The 17,453-nt window shown below is 53.9% G+C and carries 18 protein-coding genes; 4 read left to right on the forward strand and 14 right to left on the reverse strand.

Features of this window, described 5'->3' with window-relative positions; all coding sequences use genetic code 11:
• The first annotated feature begins 26 nt into the window (after positions 1–26).
• Both ACI6NM_RS10605 and ACI6NM_RS10610 read left to right on the forward strand, forming a co-directional pair.
• On the forward strand, positions 27–491 hold the full coding sequence (locus tag ACI6NM_RS10605; RefSeq protein ID WP_022274251.1) for a sigma-70 family RNA polymerase sigma factor: 465 nt from the start codon (positions 27–29) through the stop codon (positions 489–491).
• Positions 492–550: 59 nt separating this feature from the next.
• A complete protein-coding gene (locus ACI6NM_RS10610) occupies positions 551–1,471 on the forward strand; it encodes an RsiV family protein (RefSeq protein WP_420361289.1) in 921 nt (306 codons plus the stop codon).
• 191 nt (positions 1,472–1,662) lie between these two features.
• Here the strand turns inward: ACI6NM_RS10610 and ACI6NM_RS10615 are convergent, their stop codons facing one another.
• Both ACI6NM_RS10615 and ACI6NM_RS10620 read right to left on the reverse strand, forming a co-directional pair.
• Positions 1,663–2,061, reverse strand: coding sequence for a VOC family protein (locus ACI6NM_RS10615; RefSeq protein ID WP_262427789.1), 399 nt, complete (start codon positions 2,059–2,061; stop codon positions 1,663–1,665).
• A 42-nt stretch (positions 2,062–2,103) separates the two neighbouring features.
• The gene (locus ACI6NM_RS10620) at positions 2,104–2,928 is read right to left on the reverse strand and encodes a metallophosphoesterase family protein (protein ID WP_262427790.1); all 825 of its coding nucleotides are present in this window, start codon (positions 2,926–2,928) and stop codon (positions 2,104–2,106) included.
• Between the two features lie 305 nt (positions 2,929–3,233).
• On the opposite strand from ACI6NM_RS10620, the gene ACI6NM_RS10625 reads away from it, so the two are divergent.
• A complete protein-coding gene (locus ACI6NM_RS10625; RefSeq protein ID WP_022274255.1) occupies positions 3,234–4,202 on the forward strand; it encodes a 3'-5' exonuclease in 969 nt (322 codons plus the stop codon).
• Positions 4,203–4,237: 35 nt separating this feature from the next.
• Here the strand turns inward: ACI6NM_RS10625 and ACI6NM_RS10630 are convergent, their stop codons facing one another.
• From ACI6NM_RS10630 to ACI6NM_RS10680, 11 genes are all read right to left on the reverse strand, one after another.
• Positions 4,238–5,848: a D-alanyl-D-alanine carboxypeptidase family protein gene (locus ACI6NM_RS10630; protein WP_262427791.1), complete on the reverse strand. Its 1,611-nt coding sequence runs from the start codon at positions 5,846–5,848 to the stop codon at positions 4,238–4,240.
• Between the two features lie 66 nt (positions 5,849–5,914).
• Positions 5,915–6,595 (reverse strand): TIGR01906 family membrane protein, encoded by a 681-nt coding sequence (locus ACI6NM_RS10635; RefSeq protein ID WP_420361290.1) that lies wholly within the window; start codon positions 6,593–6,595, stop codon positions 5,915–5,917.
• 86 nt (positions 6,596–6,681) lie between these two features.
• Positions 6,682–7,302, reverse strand: a complete 621-nt coding sequence (locus ACI6NM_RS10640) for a V-type ATP synthase subunit D (RefSeq protein ID WP_022274258.1) — start codon at positions 7,300–7,302, stop codon at positions 6,682–6,684.
• A gap of 40 nt (positions 7,303–7,342) precedes the next feature.
• Positions 7,343–8,719 carry a V-type ATP synthase subunit B gene (locus ACI6NM_RS10645; RefSeq protein ID WP_022274259.1) on the reverse strand — a complete coding sequence of 459 codons (1,377 nt, stop codon included), beginning with the start codon at positions 8,717–8,719 and terminating at the stop codon, positions 7,343–7,345.
• A gap of 14 nt (positions 8,720–8,733) precedes the next feature.
• Positions 8,734–10,500: a V-type ATP synthase subunit A gene (locus ACI6NM_RS10650; protein WP_215654449.1), complete on the reverse strand. Its 1,767-nt coding sequence runs from the start codon at positions 10,498–10,500 to the stop codon at positions 8,734–8,736.
• On the reverse strand, positions 10,497–11,084 hold the full coding sequence (locus tag ACI6NM_RS10655; RefSeq protein WP_022274261.1) for a V-type ATP synthase subunit E: 588 nt from the start codon (positions 11,082–11,084) through the stop codon (positions 10,497–10,499). Before ACI6NM_RS10655 ends, ACI6NM_RS10650 begins: the two co-directional genes overlap by 4 nt.
• 18 nt (positions 11,085–11,102) lie before the next feature.
• Entirely contained in the window at positions 11,103–11,411 is a 309-nt protein-coding gene (locus ACI6NM_RS10660; protein WP_262427695.1) for a V-type ATP synthase subunit F, read from the reverse strand.
• 14 nt (positions 11,412–11,425) lie between these two features.
• Entirely contained in the window at positions 11,426–11,854 is a 429-nt protein-coding gene (locus ACI6NM_RS10665; RefSeq protein ID WP_022274263.1) for an ATP synthase subunit C, read from the reverse strand.
• Positions 11,855–11,869: 15 nt separating this feature from the next.
• Positions 11,870–13,810 carry a V-type ATP synthase subunit I gene (locus ACI6NM_RS10670; protein ID WP_262427694.1) on the reverse strand — a complete coding sequence of 647 codons (1,941 nt, stop codon included), beginning with the start codon at positions 13,808–13,810 and terminating at the stop codon, positions 11,870–11,872.
• Positions 13,811–13,842: 32 nt separating this feature from the next.
• Positions 13,843–14,904 carry a V0D/AC39 family V-type ATPase subunit gene (locus tag ACI6NM_RS10675; protein ID WP_262427693.1) on the reverse strand — a complete coding sequence of 354 codons (1,062 nt, stop codon included), beginning with the start codon at positions 14,902–14,904 and terminating at the stop codon, positions 13,843–13,845.
• A gap of 3 nt (positions 14,905–14,907) precedes the next feature.
• On the reverse strand, positions 14,908–15,219 hold the full coding sequence (locus ACI6NM_RS10680) for a hypothetical protein (RefSeq protein ID WP_022274266.1): 312 nt from the start codon (positions 15,217–15,219) through the stop codon (positions 14,908–14,910).
• 154 nt (positions 15,220–15,373) lie between these two features.
• Here ACI6NM_RS10680 and ACI6NM_RS10685 point away from each other — a divergent pair, with 154 nt between their 5' ends.
• Positions 15,374–16,282: a LysR family transcriptional regulator gene (locus ACI6NM_RS10685; protein WP_262427692.1), complete on the forward strand. Its 909-nt coding sequence runs from the start codon at positions 15,374–15,376 to the stop codon at positions 16,280–16,282.
• A 180-nt stretch (positions 16,283–16,462) separates the two neighbouring features.
• Here the strand turns inward: ACI6NM_RS10685 and ACI6NM_RS10690 are convergent, their stop codons facing one another.
• The gene (locus ACI6NM_RS10690) at positions 16,463–17,281 is read right to left on the reverse strand and encodes an SH3 domain-containing protein (RefSeq protein WP_022274268.1); all 819 of its coding nucleotides are present in this window, start codon (positions 17,279–17,281) and stop codon (positions 16,463–16,465) included.
• Positions 17,282–17,453 lie beyond the last annotated feature (172 nt).

The following is a 17,453-nucleotide window of genomic DNA, read 5'->3' on the forward strand; positions in this document are numbered from 1 at the left end:
CAAAATACAGAAAGGCACAAGACAATATGAACAGCTGTGAAAAAATAATTGAAGATGTGCTGACAGAAAACTATGGACAATTTTACCGTCTGGCATATGGATATGTCAGAAATGAGGAGGACGCCCTGGATATTGTCCAGGAAAGCGCCTATAAAGCCATAAAAGAGGCGGAAAAACTGAAAAATCCTGCATTTGCCAAGACCTGGATCTACCGGATCGTGATCAACACGGCCATCAGCCAGCTTCGGAAAAAGCGGGAAACGGTTTCTCTTGATGAGGCCGCCGAGATCGCTGTCAACGCATCCTATGGAAATGCAGATCTGCAGAAAGCCCTTTCGGGACTGACGGATGAACAGAAAACACTCATACGCCTTCGTTTCTTTGAAGATATGAAGCTGGAGGAGATCGCCATGGTCATGGATGAAAATCCCAATACCATCAAAAGCCGTCTCTACCGTACCTTGAAAGAGCTGCAAGTGAAAATGGCCTGAATATAGAGAGCAGGAGGGTAAAAATGGAAAAGAATTGTAAATATGAGGAAGAGGAACTTCTGGAAAAAGAGTTCCAAAGCCAGGTGATGAATATGAAACAGAAATATGGGGAGATTCCGGTTCCGGCCCATGCCAGAGACCGTATGCTGGCCGGTATCAGGCAGGCAAAAGAAGAAAAAGAAAGGTCTGTATCCAGGGTGATTTCCCTGGAGGACAGGAAAGGAAGAAAAAATATGAAAAATCATGTATGGATGAAGAGGACTGCTGTTGCGGCCGCCGCTGTTCTGGTGACCGTAGGCGCCCTGGCAAATATCAGTCCGGTAACGGCCAATGCCATGGAAAAGCTGCCGATCATCGGCACGCTGGCAAAGGTGATGACCTTCCGGACCTTTGAAGATGAGCAGGGGAATTTTAACAGTAAGATCGACATTCCCAAGATCGACAGTGAAAACGGGACCGAGATCGCGGCCAATCAGGAGATCGAGGAGTATGCAGAGTCTCTGATCGCCCAGTATGAGAAGGATCTGGAATCATCTGGCGGAGAAGGCCATTATTCCATGGAATCCAGCTATGATATCGTGTCCCAGAACGACCGGTACGTGAGCATCCGGATCAATACAACTCTGGTCATGGCCAGCGGGACCCAGTATGTGAAGGTGTTCACCATTGATAAGACAACCGGAAATACCGTGAGCCTTACGGATCTGACCGGAGGAAGCGGAGAAATGCTCACGAAGATCAGCGAAAATATCAAGGAGCAGATGCGGGCCCAGATGAAGGAGGATGAAAATATCGCATACTTCATCGATTCGGATATTCCGGAAATGGACTTTGCAGGCCTCACCGGAGAAGAAAGCTATTCCTTCAGCGACAGCGGGGAGCTGGTGATCTACTTTGACGAGTATGACGTGGCTCCTGGATATATGGGAGCTGTAAGCTTCACGATCCCTCTGGAAGTGACAGGACAGTTGTTCCAGTAAAAAAAGATCCTCTGCCAGCGGCCATCAGCCGTCCGGCAGGGGATCTTTTCATGCAATAGGAAGGTGCGTCCTATGAAATAAAAACGCTCCGCGGGGATCGCCATGGAGCGGAAGGAAATTTGTCCGCAGAAGCGGCTCGCCGCAGGCGGAGAAGCCTGAAAGCGGGCTTTTTTCTTGTATAGTCATGAAAATTATAAATGCTGTAATAATTCGATTAGTTCGCCGTCAGGTCCCTTAAAGAACAGATTCCGGATCCCGCCGAAAATGGGCATAGTCATGGGTTCTTCTGTGCGGAAGGAGGAAACTCCGGCAGCCTTTACATCGGCAAAGGCCGCGTCAATGTCGTCCACCTCAATGGCAATATGGGGGAACAGGCCTCCTTCGGCGGTCACAGGGCTGCCGTCGTGGGGCTCGATGATCTCCAGAAAAAAGCCGGGCATCCGCACCATGGTGATGTGGTTGGTGCCGGTCGGCTTTTCCACATCCGCATGGTCGGTGACAACGCCGCCCAGGGCTTCATAAAACGCTGTTGAGGTCTTCAGGTCTTTGGTGAACAGGGCGATGTGGGCAAGTCCAGTAAAGTGTTTCATACATGATACCTCCGTGTTTGAAATAATGAATGTTTAACTATTTTATGTATACAGTTTTTTTTGAAAAAATGTTTCAATTTCCGGATGAAGAAGGAAACGTTCCACGTTCCAGTCTCCGTTTTCCTGGAAGGTCACAAGCTGGTAGCCGGCCCGGTCATTATAGGCCAGGAAATGGCCGCAGTAATCGCAGCCGGTCTTTAAGGAGTCAGCCGTGAACTGGGGAACGCCGCAGACGGTTCCCGTATAGCTGCCGTGGACGTGGCCGTTGAACATGGCGGCGATGCGGCCGCTTTCCAGCAGCCGGAGGAGACGGGGATCTGCCGTAAGCCCCATGGGTCCGGCGGCCTTCAGGATGGGGTGGTGCATTAAAAGAATGGTTTCCGGCCCGTCAGACGATCCAGGCCCGCTTTTTCCCGCCGCTTCCATGGAATTTTCCAGAAAATCCATGGCTTCTTTGGTCAGTACCCCTTCCAGCCCCTTTTCAAAGGCACTGTCCAGGGAGACAAAAAGCCAGCCCTTGACGGATGCGGAGGCATAGTATGGCCCGCCTGAAGGGGTGAGCCCAAGAAAGCCTTCACGGAACGCGCCCCTTACATCATGGTTTCCCATGGCGCAGAGCACCGGGGTACCTGGAAGAGCGGAGGAAAGGGCGTCATGGAGATACCGGTAATGGCTGGACGTTCCTTCATGGGTCATATCTCCGGTGATCAGGACAATGTCCGGCTTTCTCTGCTTCAGGGTCTCCAGGCACTGGCCCAGGAGTTTTTCCACAAGCAGGCCCTTTTCCCGCAGCAATGTGGATATCTGGCTGTTTTCGTCTGGGTTATGGTGGATATCGCTTAAATGGGCGATGGTGATGGCGTTCATGGGCACCTCCCGTATGTTTTTCTTATGATCCTAGTATAATAGTGGAAGGAGAGAAACACAACCGGAAATTCGGCCGGCCCGGGCCGGGGAACCAAAGCCGCCGGGGCCGGGAACTGCCAGGGTCGCAGGCCCAGACCCGTTGGAGCGATCGGCTGAAGCCGTCCTGTGACCATCGTGGATGTCAGCCGCAACTGCCAAAACCGCCATCCGGTAACCGCCAAAGCCATCGGGGCCGTCGTCCTGTACGCTGCGGGCCGCCGTTACAAATTTACAACGGGAGGAATCTGTGTTATACTGGGCGTATTATGAGTAATTACATTGTATTTGATCTGGAATGGAACCAGAGCGCGGCAGGAAAGGAAACATCCCTGGATCATCTGCCGTTTGAGATTTTTGAGATCGGAGCTGTGAAGCTCAACGAAAAAATGGAGCAGGTATCCCAGTTCCACCGGCTGGTCCGCCCCTGCGTGTACCGGCAGCTGCATTATATCATTTCCGAGGTGACCCATGTTTCCATGGACGAGCTGGACAGGGACGGAAGGCCCTTTAAGGAGGTCATGGAGGAGTTCATGGAGTGGTGCGGGGAGGCGCCGGTCTTCTGTACCTGGGGGAGCATGGATCTGACAGAGCTGCAGAGGAATATGGTATACCATGGCATGGAGATCCCCTTTGCCAGTCCGCTGCTGTTTTACGACGTGCAGAAATTATACAGCCTTACTTTTTCTGACGGAAAGACAAGGGAGGCATTGGATGAAGCTGTGAAGCTTCTGAATATCCGGATGGACGCACCCTTTCACAGGGCTCTGGGCGATGCAGTCTACACAGGAAAGGTCATGGCGTGTCTGGACATGAAAGCGGTGGGGGATTATGTATCTGTGGATTATTACAGGATCCCCCGGTGTCCGGAGGAGGAAATTGTTTTGAATTTTCCGGATTATTCCAAATTTGTATCCAGAGGCTTTGCATCAAAGGAAGAGGCCATGAAGGATAAGAGGGTCACGGACATGGTATGTTATAAATGCCGGCGGATGCTTAGGAAAAAGATCCGCTGGTTTTCCTATGGACAGAGATTCTACCTTTGTCTGGCCGCGTGCCCGGAGCATGGGCTTATGAAGGGGAAGATCCGGATGAAAAAGGCTGAGGATGGTTCGATCTTTGTGGTGAAGACCCAGAAGCTGGTGGGAGAAGAGGGCGCAGAGTTTGTGGCGCGGAAGAAGGAAGAGGCCAGAGTCCGCCGGGCAGAGCGGCTGAAAACAAAAAAACATGGGAAATGATCAATGGGGCGCTTAAAAGGCGCCCCATCTGCGTATTATTTTTTCCACCGGTCCCGGAGGCCCGGCTTTTTTATCTGGCTTTTAGAGCGGAGATGCTCCTCCATGATCTGGTCAAATTCCTTGGTGGAGTAGCCCCATTTCTTCAGCCGTTTTTCACGGCGCTGCTGGCGGAGGATCCGCTCGGCCCGCTCCTTGTGGGCCCGGTAGGTGAGGAATCCGAAGATGGACGCCCCGATGACGGCGATCACAGCCAGGACAGAGATCCCCTTAATGAGGATGGAAACCATAGGAGAGCGGTCCTTTTTTTCCGGAGCTTTGCTGCCAGTCGTTTCCGGCTTTTCGTCCTTTTCCTGGACGCCGGATCCGTCTTCATCTGCCCTGGAGCTCTCCGGGGTATCGGCCTGCTCCGTCTCTCCGGTCTCCAGCCCGGAATCTGCCTTGGCCGTTTCGTTTACGGCCCCGGTGCTTTCTGCAAGCTCTGCCAGCATAGATGGATCTGGTGTATAGGCAGGGACATTGACGGCCTCCAGATAGGCATGTCCCACATTTCTGTCTCCATACGTATAATCGATCCGTGCCACGGCAGATGATGGAGCTGCTTCCTCCAGAGTATAGCTTAAGGAAGAGGATACATCAGAAAAATCCCCTTCCGAGGGAAGGGTAACGGCGCTGTTTTTTCCAACAGAAAGCCGTATGGAGCCGCCCAGATGGATCCCGCCGATGGCCAGGTCGTTTTCGATGTCCTGATAGACGCTGTCCTGGCCTGCAACGGACACGGACTTGAAATTCCGGAAACCAAAGTCAAAAAGCGCCTTCGTATCGGAGTAATGAGTCTGATGGCCGTTTAAGACCACAGCGATCAGTTTCAGCCCATCCCGCTCTGCACAGGTCACCAAGGTGTTTCCTGCAAGAGAGGTGTAGCCCGTTTTTCCGCCGATGACCCCGTCATAATAGAGGGAATCATTTTTTTTCAGCATCCGGTGGTGGGCGTAGTAGCGCCAGCCATCGGGATACTGCTTTAATTTCCCGGCCGGAACGTCGTAATAGGTGGTGGAATCGATCTCTACAAAGGTGGGATTGGAAAAAGCCGCCTGGGAGATCAGGGCCATGTCGTAGGCGCTGGTATAGTGGTTTTCATCATTGAGGCCGCTGGGATTGGCAAAATTTGAACTGGTACAGCCCAGAGACCGGGCCTTTTCATTCATCAGCTCCGCAAAGGCATCGATGCTGCCGGAGCAGTGCTCCGCCAGAGCGTTTGCCACCTCGTTGGCTGACTGGAGAAGAAGGGCGTAGAGGCATTCCCGGACCGAAAGCTGGTCTCCGGCCCGTGCCCCAAGGATCGAAGCTCCAGGTTCCAGGGTGTTGACGGCCTCATTGGAAAACGTTACAGTCTCGTCCAGATCACAGTTTTCAAGGATGACAAGAGCTGTCAGGATCTTGGTGATACTGGCGGGATAATAGGCCTCCCGGGAGTTTTTTTCATAGAGGATCGCGCCGGAACCGGCGTCCATAAGGATCCCGCCGTCGGCGGAGATGGATACGTCTGTGGGCCAGTCTGCCGCAGCGAAGGCTGCGGAAACTGGAAAAAGCCCTGTCATAAGGGCTATGCACAGAAAGAAGCAGAGTATTTTTTTCTTATATTTCATAAATAAACAGTCCCCATTTTGTCGCTTTAGGGTCATTATATAAGAAATCAAAACACAAGTAAAGGATTAATTTCCCCCTTTTTCCGCGGCTTTCCGCCCCTTGAGCCAAAGGAACAGGCAGGCTCCGAAGAAAATGGTCACGAATGTGGCAAAAACAATGGCGATCCGCAGAGCCGTATCCATAAAGAACGCCTCGGGCACGATGTTGATGAGCATATCTGTGTCAGGATCCAGGATCCAAAGGTCGTTGTCAAAAAAGATATGGTGGAAAACAACGAAATACCGGGAAAAGTCTGTGGATATGACGGCGGCCAGTGCCAGGCAGGCGGCGAAAAAAACGCCGGTCCCTGCGCAGAGGGAGCCGGGGACTGCCCGGGCCAGGTATGCGCTCCGGTCCTTACGGCCCCGTTTCCAGAAATATAAAAGAGCGGCAAAGGCCAGGGTAAACATAAGTCCGATCCGTCTGAGCCACAGGCCGCCCAGGAACAGCCCCCGCACGTCCTCCATGTGGGCGATCTCCCGGGCATTGAAAAACTCCCGGTATTCTCCGCCCATGGTGGTGAACACATGGAGGTCCTCCCGGTTTCCGCGCAGATATGCCATCATCTCATCTGTGACGGATAAAAGGTCGTCCATGGTCATTTCCGGCAGGTCGTCCAGGACCTGGTATTTCTCATACTCCATTTTGTAGTAGCCGGGGGTCCAGTAGGCCACTGCCTCCACAGCAGTGATCAGAAATACGATCATGAGCCATAGGGCCGTAAGGATACCGGCGGCGTGGATCCAGGGGGCATGCACGCTGTTTTTCGAGGGTTCTGTGGTTCTTTTCTGAATCATTTTCCTGCACTCCGTTTAATCACTTTTAGTCTGGTAAACTCCTCCCGGTCCTTTTCCTCCAGGGCGTTGGTGATCTCTGTGACCAGGGCCTGATAGGACGGGATAGTGATGTTTTTCAAGGCGTTGGCACGTTTCTGGGTCTTTTTGATGCTTTCTGCCAGCCGGTAGGCTGAGGTCTCCACCGTGGCCAGCCGGGCGGTCAGCTCTTTCACCCGCTCAAAGGCCAGGCAGGCCTCGTCCAGGGAATCGCTGGTGCTGTAAAAGGAATAGGGAGGCCTTTCCTTTTCTCTGGGCGTATATTCCACCAGAGGGATCTCTGTCCCCATGATGCTGCGGGCCTTGACCCGGATGGAATCCTCTGTGGGGATGGAGTCGGCGATCTCCTCCACAAAGCGGACCCCCAGCTCAATATTGGCCTTCTGGAGCGCGCGGTAGGCAGAGGTGAAGGTGGAATCGATCTCCGACTGGATGGAGCGGGCCTGGCCGATGAGTCCGGTCAGCTCCTTTAAGAGAATATTCCTCTTTTTATCCATAAGTCCGTAGCCCTGGACAGCCAGGGCCAGGGAGTTTTTGGCCAGGATCAGATTTCCTTTGGTGGGAAAGGTGTTGGGATTCATATGGTTGCCTCCTTATATGCACAGGGCGGCTGTGGCGCATCTATGCGGGTTTATAATATTGATCCAGGATCTTTGTGTCGATCCGGTCCAGCTCTTCTCTTGGAAGCAGGCCCAGAAGCTCCCATCCAATATTCAGGGTATCGATGACCGTCCGGTTGTCGTGGGGATCCTGGCCGATGAACCGCTTCTCAAAGGCCTTTCCGAATTCCAGATACTTCTTATCCAACGGGGAGAGTTCATCTTCTCCGATAACAGAGGCCAGGGCTCTGGCGTCTCCTACCCTGGCGTAGCAGGAAAAGAGCTGGTTGGCCACGTCCTGATGATCTTCCCGGGTATAGCCTTCACCAATGCCGTCCTTCATCAGTCTGGACAGGGACGGCAGGACGCTGATGGGCGGGTAAATGGACTGGCCGTGAAGGGTCCGGTCCAGAACGATCTGGCCTTCGGTGATATATCCGGTAAGATCCGGGATAGGATGGGTGATATCGTCGCCGGGCATGGTTAAGATCGGGATCTGGGTCACGGAGCCGTTTACTCCCGCCACGATGCCCGCCCGCTCATAAAGGGACGCCAGCTCGCTGTACAGATAGCCGGGATAGCCCTTTCGGGACGGGATCTCTCCCTTGGAGGAGGAGACTTCCCGCATGGCTTCCGCATAGGAGGTCATATCCGTCAGGATCACCAGGATGTGCATTCCCTTTTCATAGGCCAGGTATTCGGCCACGGTCAAAGCCACCTTGGGAGTGATGAGCCGCTCCACCACCGGATCGTTGGCCAGATTGATGAACATGGCCACATGGTCCAGGACGCCGCTTTCCCGGAAGGTCCGTTCAAAATATTCCGCCACATCATATTTTACACCCATGGCGGCAAAAACAACAGCAAATTTTTCATCGGTATCGTCCCCCAGAGACGACTGCATGACGATCTGGGCGGCCAGCTGGTCATGGGGCAGGCCGTTGCCGGAGAAGATCGGCAGCTTCTGGCCCCGGATCAGGGTCGTAAGGCCGTCGATGGCAGAGATCCCGGTGCGGATATAGTTTCTTGGGTATTCTCTGGCTACGGGGTTCAGGGGCTTTCCGTTGACATCCAGCCGTTTTTCGGCAAGGACCGGTCCCAGGCCGTCGATGGGATTTCCGATGCCGTCGAAGGTGCGTCCCAGCATATCCACGGACACTCCGATCTCCATGGGATGGCCAGTGAGCCGGGTGTGGGTATTGCGGAGTGCCATGTTTTCCGTGCTCTCAAAGACCTGGATCACGGCTTTATCCTCATAGACCTCGATGATGCGGCCCAGCTTTTTTTCCTTTCCGTTTACGGTCATTTCCACGATCTCATCATAGGCGGCTCCGGAAACGCCTTCCAGGACCGCCAGGGGGCCGTTTAATGAGCTTAAGCCCAGATATTCGATTGCCATTTTCTTACGCCTCCTTATGCGTTCCGTTCCATGACGGAGTTATAGAAATCGTCGATCTGCTTTTTATAGCCGTCGAACATGTCCGGACGGTCATTGGGTACGTCATACCGGATGGCTATGACGCGTTCAAAGATCTTTTCCTCCTTCAGTACGGACACCGGCATGCCCATAGAGATGAGGGCCCGGCATTTTTCATAAAGATACAGGATGATCTCCATCATTTTAAACTGCTTTTTTAAGGGTACGCAGGTATCGTCCTTGTGGAAGGCGTTCTGCTGCAGAAAGCCCAGCCGGATCACTCTGGCGATCTCTAAGACCAGCTTCTGGTCATCAGGCAGCACATCGGAGCCGATGAGCTTTACGATCTCCATGAGGCTGCTTTCCTGGTTTAAGAGCATCACCAGCCGGTTCCGGTACTCTACGAAGCTTTTGTCCACATTGGTCTCATACCAGCCGGAAAGGTCTGTCAGATATTCGGAATAGCTGGTGAGCCACTGGATGGCCGGGAAATGGCGGGCATAGGCCAGATTTTTGTCCAGGCCCCAGAAACAGCGCACGAACCGCTTGGTGTTCTGGGTCACAGGCTCGGAGAAGTCGCCGCCCTGGGGGGAGACCGCGCCGATGATGGAAACGGAACCCTCGGAACCGTTTAAGTTCTGGACCATGCCGGCCCGCTCATAGAACTGGGACAGGCGGGAGGCCAGATAGGCCGGAAAGCCTTCCTCTGCGGGCATTTCCTCCAGACGGCCAGAAAGCTCCCGCAGAGCCTCGGCCCAACGGGAAGTGGAGTCTGCCATGATGGCTACATGGTAGCCCATATCCCGGTAATACTCTGCCAGGGTAAGGCCCGAATACAGGCTGGCTTCTCTGGCAGCCACAGGCATATTTGAGGTATTGGCGATCAGTGTGGTCCGCTCCATCAAAGGATTTCCGGTCCGGGGATCGTCCAGCTGGGAAAATTCCTCCAGCACCTGGGTCATTTCATTTCCACGTTCACCGCAGCCGATATAGATGATGATGTCCGCGTCGGACCACTTGGCGATCTGGTGCTGCATCATGGTCTTCCCGGTGCCGAAGCCCCCCGGGATGGCGGCGGTGCCTCCCTTGGCCAGGGGGAACAGGGTATCCACGATCCGCTGCCCGGTGATCAGGGGCCTGGAGGCGGGATAGCGGCGGCTTACGGGTCTGGGGACGCGGATCGGCCATTTCTGGGTCATGGAAAGAATGGCCTCTGAGCCATCTTTTTTCTGGATGGTCACCAAAGGCTCCTCGATGGTGTAATCCCCATCTTCGGCCACAGAGAGGACAAATCCCTCCATGTCCGGCGGCACCATGACCTTATGGGTGATGGCCCGGGTCTCCGGCACCTCGGCGATGACGGCGCCGGGATAGAGGCGGTCGCCTTTTTTTACTGTCATATGGGCGTGCCATTTCTTTTTTGTATCCAGGGAATCCGCGTGGATGCCCCGGTCGATGTAGCAGCCGCTTTCCTTCTGGATGGCGTTTAAGGGCCGTTCGATGCCGTCAAAAATACTGGTCAGGATCCCCGGAGCCAGGGTGGCGGACACGGGAGCCCCTGTACCAGCGACCGGCTCTCCGGGCTTTAAGCCGGTGGTCTCTTCGTATACCTCAATGGTGGTCCGTTCAGAGGTAAGTCCGATGACCTCGCCCACCAGCCTGCCCGTTCCCACATAGACCATTTCATTCATCTGGAATCCGGAATCCCCTTTTAAGTAGATGATGGGACCGTTGATCCCGTAAATGTTTCCCTGAGCTGTCATGATCTGGCGCCTCCTAAAATAAACTGGAAGTTTTCTCCGGCTTCCTTTAATTTCGTTTCAAAAGAATTGTCGATAAGGATGTTTTTTGAGGCGATCACAGCCCGGGTGCCGCCGGAGAAGGGATACTGGCTCACACGGATGTCGCAGCCGGTTTCCATGGATAAGAGGTTCTGCTTTTCCTGGTCCGCAGGATCGATATAGATATGGATCTCCTCGCCCTGGGCAAAATCCCGGGCCTTTCTGATCTGCTCCTTTAAGAGCGTTTCATAAGCCGGGGTCTCCATGAAGCGGGCCAGCCGATCCCTAAGCTCGGAAAAGATCCGGCCCTGGAGCTCCTCCTGTTTCTGGCTGTACGTCCGTTTCAGACCGATCTGATTGATGGCCAGCCGTTTATTGGCTTCCCTTTGTATGGTTTCTGTTTCCGTCTGGATCCTTGCTTCTGCCTGTTTTCTGACATTTTCCTCATGATCCCTAAGGACCGATTCCAGATAGGCCGTATAGTCGGCGGTCATTTTTTCTCCGGCCTCCTGGGCGCTGTGGATGCAGAGCTCTTCAAAATGCTGTAATTTATGTTCAATGGTCACAACAGTCACCTCGATTTTCTAAAGTTTCAGCCCGATGGCCTCGTTGACGTATGCGGTGATGAAATCCGGTCTCCGGCCAGTGCCGTGGCGGTCCGGGATCTCGATCAGAAGGGGCATCTTATGGCCGGTCCGGGCAGTCCTGACCAGGTCCGGATATTGCTTCCCCAGAGATTCGGTCAGCAGGAGGATCCCGTTGTCCTTATCAGAGACTGCGTCCTCCAGAGCTTTTTTTACCTGATCCCGGCTGCGGACCAGGATCCCCTCCACGCCGGCCAGCCGCATGCCCGTAAGGGTGTCGGTGTTGTCACTGATGAGATACATTTTCATAGTCTCACCCCGGTTTACAGGCTGCCGATGATCATAAAGGAGATGATCAGCCCGTAAAGGCATACGCCCTCAGCCAGTCCCACGAAGATCAGGGATTTACCAAGGATAGAGGAATCCTCACTGATGGCTCCCAGGGCAGCGGAGGCTGCGGCCGATACGGCAACGCCGCCGCCGATACAGGAAAGACCGGTGGAAAGGGCAGCCGCAATGTAGCCCATGCCAGTGGCGTTGGAGGCAGCGGAGGCCGTTTCAGCGGCAAAGGCGTTTCCTGTGAAGAACAGGCAGGATGCGAAGACCATGGTGCCGAAGAAAAGGAATACATTGGCAGCCAGGGCCCGTTTATAGCGTCCTCTGGATCTCTCGCCTGCGGCGAAGGCCCCGAAGGGAACTGCAATGCTTAAGATCAGAGCAATGGTTAAAAGAACTTTTACTGTAAATGTCATGATAAGATCTCCTTTTTAAAAAGTTTGTTTTTTCAGGAATGGTTTAAATTCTCGTCCAGTACCTCGGTAGAAACGGCTGAACAGCTCATAGTATTCCAGCCTCAGCACCTGGATCCCCACCACAAGGCCCTCCATGCCGCAGACGAACAGGTTGCCCAGGACGATGACCGGGATGCTGATATGCCCGGTCTCCGCTCCGGAGAGCATAAGCACCACCTGCATCATGGCAGCGTGGCTCACGGCAAAGGCACCCACACGGACAAAGGACAGGGTATTAGAAAAGTAGCTTAAAAGCACCTCAAACAGCTCGAAAAAGCCCTCCACGAAGAACATGGCTCCGCCGGAAAGCTCCGGGCCCCGCCTTTCCACCAGGGCGGCCAGGGGCTCCTTTAAAAAGATCAGAAGGAGCGGGACCACGAACATGACTGCCAGAACGGCAGTGGCTGGAAGCGGCCTTCCTGTCATATAAAGGATGATGACGGCAGCCAGGCTCAGGTAAAATATGAATCCCGCCAGGCCGTTGGTGTCGAACCAGGTTTTTTCCGTATCCCGGCATTTGAAGCTTACGGCCATGTTCACGATCATCGTAAGGAGGATCATACCCATGCCCAGGGCAATGGCGGTGACAAATACGGTGTTTAACCGTCCCACAAAGGGGAGAGCGGTCATGGCCTCCGCCGGACGCAGCCAGAGGGCTGGGATCACGTCTTCGAAGCCGAAGACGCTTCCAAAGAGGAAGCCGAAGATGGTGGAGCAGAATCCACAGCAGGAAATGATGGCCGCCAGGTCCAGCTTCTTAAACCGGTAAAGAAGGAAACCGCCGATAAGGAGCAAAAGCCCCTGTCCCACATCTCCGAACATGAAGCCGAAAAAGAGGGAATAGGTAACGGCGATCAGAAGTGTCGGATCAAATTCATTGTAGGCCGGGAGGCCATACATCTTCACAAACATCTCAAAGGGCCGCAGGAGCGCCGGATTCTTCAGCCGGGTAGGAGGTGTGCTGGTTACATGCTCCCGGCTGTCCTCGATGACGAAGAAGGTGGAGGCATCCTCCTCCAGCTCCTTCTGGAGGGCCCTGGCGTCGGTCTCAGTGGTCCAGCCGCATAAAATATAGAAGGGATGCTCCTTTTTGTCAGTGACGGCCGCGCAGCGGCGCACGTTAAAGTTGGCGTTATAGGATCCAAGGACCTCCACAGCCTGCAGGAGGGCGGGTTTCTGATCCTCCAGATACGTTTTTTCCCTGGCGTCCAGCTGGGTGATCTGGGACTTTATGTCCTCCAGCTCCTTTTCCAGCCGGCGGATCTCCTCTGTGGGAGTGCCCGTATACTGGTCCGGGAGGATGATCCTTTCAAACTGCAGGGATGAAAATGCTGCATCGGTCCGCTCCGATACGGGACCGGGGACAAAATAGATCAGTGTCACATAGTGGTCGGTCTCATGGCACTTATAAAGGATCGTATCCTCAGAGGATTCCGCAAAGGCCTCCAGCTGGGGATAGAGCTCCTTTAAGACTCTTCCGAACCGGTATTTGATGTGACGGAATTTCAAAAGCTCCGGAATACTGAAGTCCAGCTCCCGGTAGAGGTTCACCTGTTCATACAAGGCGTGAGTATCCTTCAGCTTTTGCTTCAGTGCTTCTTTTTCTGCGTCTGCTGCCTCCATGGCTTTTTTTGTCTCCTGGACAAAGGCAATGGCCTCCTCGGCCGTCATGGAAGCAGGCGACGGTGTTTGGGCAGCCTTCGTTCCTGCGGAACACAGGGCCGCCAGCTTTTCCGCCGCTTCATATGGCTCCCGGTATGGATTGGTCCCGGGACAGGGAATCAGCTTTGATACGGATTTCAGCTCCGTCAGGGCATTTTCCAGATGGATCTCATACCGGCATAGGACCTGGTTGACCATACGGTCCAGGTCGTCTCTGGGGCCGGAAATGCTGACGAACTTCATTGGTTCGATCATAAAGCCGCTCCTCCTTTCTTTTCCTTCCCTTTTTAGCTTTCGGCCAGACAGGACAGGATCTCATTCCCGTCCAGCTGGTAACGGATGCCCTCAATGGTGGTGATAAGCTTCCGTATTTCTTCTTCCTTGAAATAAAAATAAGTATTTAAGACTGCTGCTGAGTATGGGTTCTTCCGCCCAGAGGTCTGGTAGACAGCGTCCAGCAGTGAGCGGAACAAACGCTTCAGGCGGGGATTTTCCTGGCCGGAGGATGGATCCGGCTGTCCAAAGATCCGGTTCCCGTAGCGGGTGGTCCTTAAGATCCCCAGAAATTCTTCCCTGGAGACAGCCTGGGCCATGGCTCTGATCTGATCCTTCCTTAATTTATAGTATACCGGGATCAGGAAGTCCTCAATGGCGTGGTCGGAAAGCCGGTAATATTCCTTGGCTCTGGAGAGCCACTCCAGATTTAAAAGGTCGATCTTTTCCCCGATGCACTGGGAGACGGCCTCCAGCTCCTTCCGGCCCAGCTGTTTTTTCATATCCTTCCATAAATGGATGAAGTACAGGGAATCCAGGGCGGATTCGTAATCAAAAAGGGCGGTGACGCCCTGGTCCCGGAGCCTGCGGAGCGGTTCATAGTAGAAGGAGCCCCTGAGACCCTCCACAAAGCTGTCCAGGGAGCTGCATTCGGCCAGTCCGGCCAGATCCAGATGGGAGTGCTTCTGGAAAAAATCCTCAAAAATACTCAGATCCAGGTCCGAGGACCGGCTGGAAGCGGCGTCCCGGAGACATTTTTTCAGAATATCGACCTCAAAGTGCATAAAATAAAGATCCAGGAATTTCCGCTGGCTTACGGCGGCGAACCGGTAAAGGCTGGAATAGTCCCGGTAAAGGGAGAGCCATAAAAGCTGCTCGATCCGGCTCCGGTCCAGTTCTCCGTCCCCCGCGGCCTCAAAGGCACAGCTGTAAGAGGGGCGGCTTTTCAGCGTTTCCACCGCCGCGGATACGCTGTCCGAAAAGGCCAGCTGGGAAAAATCTGTGTCTGTAAGAAACCGGCCCTGCATGGCGCGGATCTTGGCCGAAACGGCGCTGTATGTCATAAGATTTCCCATAGACTACACCCCGGTCATTTCCCGGAACAGCCGGTCCACATAGTCTTTGTGGAAGGCGTCATAGTGGCGTTCCAGCTGCTGGATGGACTGGGCCGCTTCTTTTTCCTGGGACTGGATGCGGGCGTTGGCGGCGGCATCCGCCTGTTCCCGGAGCTTCCGGATCCTTTCTTCTGTTTCCTGGTCCAGTTCCCTGTCAAACTGTCTGGTCCGTTCCTCATACTGCGCGGTCAGCTCTTTTTTCTTTTCCGTTCCCTCTGCGGCGGCGGCAACGGACCGCTCTTCGATCTGTGAAAGTCTTTCAATGATGGTGTTCATAATTACTGCCTCCTTGGCGGAGCCCCATCGGAACCTCCGCCACATTGAATAATACAACTTGTCTTTTATTCATGACAAATATATAATATTTATATTGTAATAACATTGATGTTATAAACAGACCAGAATGGTCGTTTTACAGGGAGGAAACAGAATGGAATTGCTCCAGTTCCGATATTTTTTAGAGGCGGCCCGGTATGAAAACCTGACCAGGGCGGCGGATGAGCTTCATATTGCCCAGCCTGCCCTGTCCCAGTCTATTATGCGGCTGGAAAATGAACTGGGAGTGAAGCTTTTTGACCGGAGAAATCATCACGTTTATCTTAATGACCAGGGAAAACTTTTAAGGAAGCGGCTGATCCCTTTAATGGAATCCATCGACAGCCTGAAGGACGAGCTGTGGGAATCAGTTTGTTCCTCAGAAAAGACGATCTCATTGAATTTTTTTGCCGCCTCACAGTTTATCACCAACTGTATCATCGCATATAAGGCGGAGCACCCGGATGTGAAGTTCCAGGTATCCCAGCTGGAGACCATGGGCGGCTGCGATATCCACATTGATTCCAGGGCCTCGGTCTACGGTCCTACGGCCATGGGGGAGATCCAGATGCCGGAGGGGGCAGTCCGCCAGGAGATCCTGGAGGAGGAGATTTATCTGGCTGTGCCCGCCAACTCGCCGCTGGCAGAGCGGGAGTCGGTGGACCTTAGGCAGCTCCGGGAGGAGGGGTATATCCGGCTGGGAAACGGCTGGCAGCTCCGGCAGATCTGCGATAACTTTTTCCATCAGGCCGGTGTCCGGCCCCAGATGATCTTCGAGAGCAACAGCCCGGAGTCGGTTCGGAACCTGATCGCCGCCGGCCTCGGCATCGGCTTCTGGCCCGAGCGGTCCTGGGACGAACAGCCGGGCCCACAGGTGAAGCTGATCCCCATCCGCTATCCCGTCTGCCGCCGGGACGTGGTGGTGACCATGTACAAGCAGGCACAGGAGAAGCCGGCGGTGGGAGAGTTTGTGGATTATCTGTGCGGGTATTTTAAGAGAGGGCTGAAGGACGAAGATAGATGAAAATACTTTTTCCGTCTTAAGACAGGTTTTCGCAAGATGCCTCCGCAGTCTGTCCAGAAACGGCAGAATGGCTTCCCAGAATGGAGAAAATGTATAGAAAAGACAGCCGCAGAATCATATGGCCCAGGTCCTGCGGCTGTCGTTGTTTGGTTATGTTTAGCTGCCCGGCGGTTTTTCGGATCATTCCCCGGCGGTCAGATACTGCTTCGCCACGTAGGCTTCCTGGTCGTTATAGAGGATAACGGCCCAGAAATCGTCGTGGTCCCGGATGTACTCCACAGACGCGCCGGGATCCAGCTTTCCGATCCGGTCGGCATCGGTGGACGGCTCCTTCCGGACGTTTAAGGTATCCGTAGTCTTATAGGAGACGGTCTCTGCGGAGGTCTCCTCAGTGGGAGCCTCGGCGGTGGTGGCTTCTGTGGTGGCTGCGGTGGTGGGGATGGAGGCCACGGTCTCATCGGTGGGATCCTTATCCGGCGTCAGCAGCCGGATCACCAGCACCAGAACGACGATCAGCACCACAGGCACAAGAAGCTTTACCATATCCGCAGGATTCAGTCCCAGCCCACCCCTGGAGGGCTGTTTTTTTCTGCTTCCGGCCTGGCGGCTCTGGGTCTGGGAGCGGCGCGGTCTGGGCGCAGCCTTGTCGGCGTCCGTAAAGGAGTAGATCTCCTGGGACAGGACGTGGTAGGCCTGGTTGGCGTTGTAGGCGCTGTTATCCCCTTCCCTGGCGGCCTTGTTGCCGATGGAAAGGATCTGGAGATAGTGCTCGGCTGTGGATTTGCTGATCCACTGGCCGTCGTAAAGCTCATGGATCATATGATCCAGGGAGCTTTCCACGATCCCCGCCTGATCGCATTTTAATTTTACCATATATTCCAGGGTCTGCCGGGCCTTGATCATGGACTGGTTGTATTTTTTCTGGCCCATGAGGCGTTCCGTTTCCTGGACATTTTTTTGTATTTTTTCCCAGATACCGGGATTATCTACTTTTGCCATAGATATTTCCTCCATATTGTCACTCTATAATCCTATTATAAATGAAAAATGAAAAATTTGCATTAACAATTTGTGAACATTCGTGGAAATATTCCAAAAAACGATAACAGCTTTTGAAGCCTCCATTCCAGAGCACACGCTTCTGTCCATGGCCGCTGTTGCAAATACAGGA

Source organism: Pilosibacter sp. YYHA0881 (assembly GCF_051602715.1).
Classification (GTDB): Bacteria; Bacillota; Clostridia; order Lachnospirales; family Lachnospiraceae; genus Alitiscatomonas; species Alitiscatomonas aceti.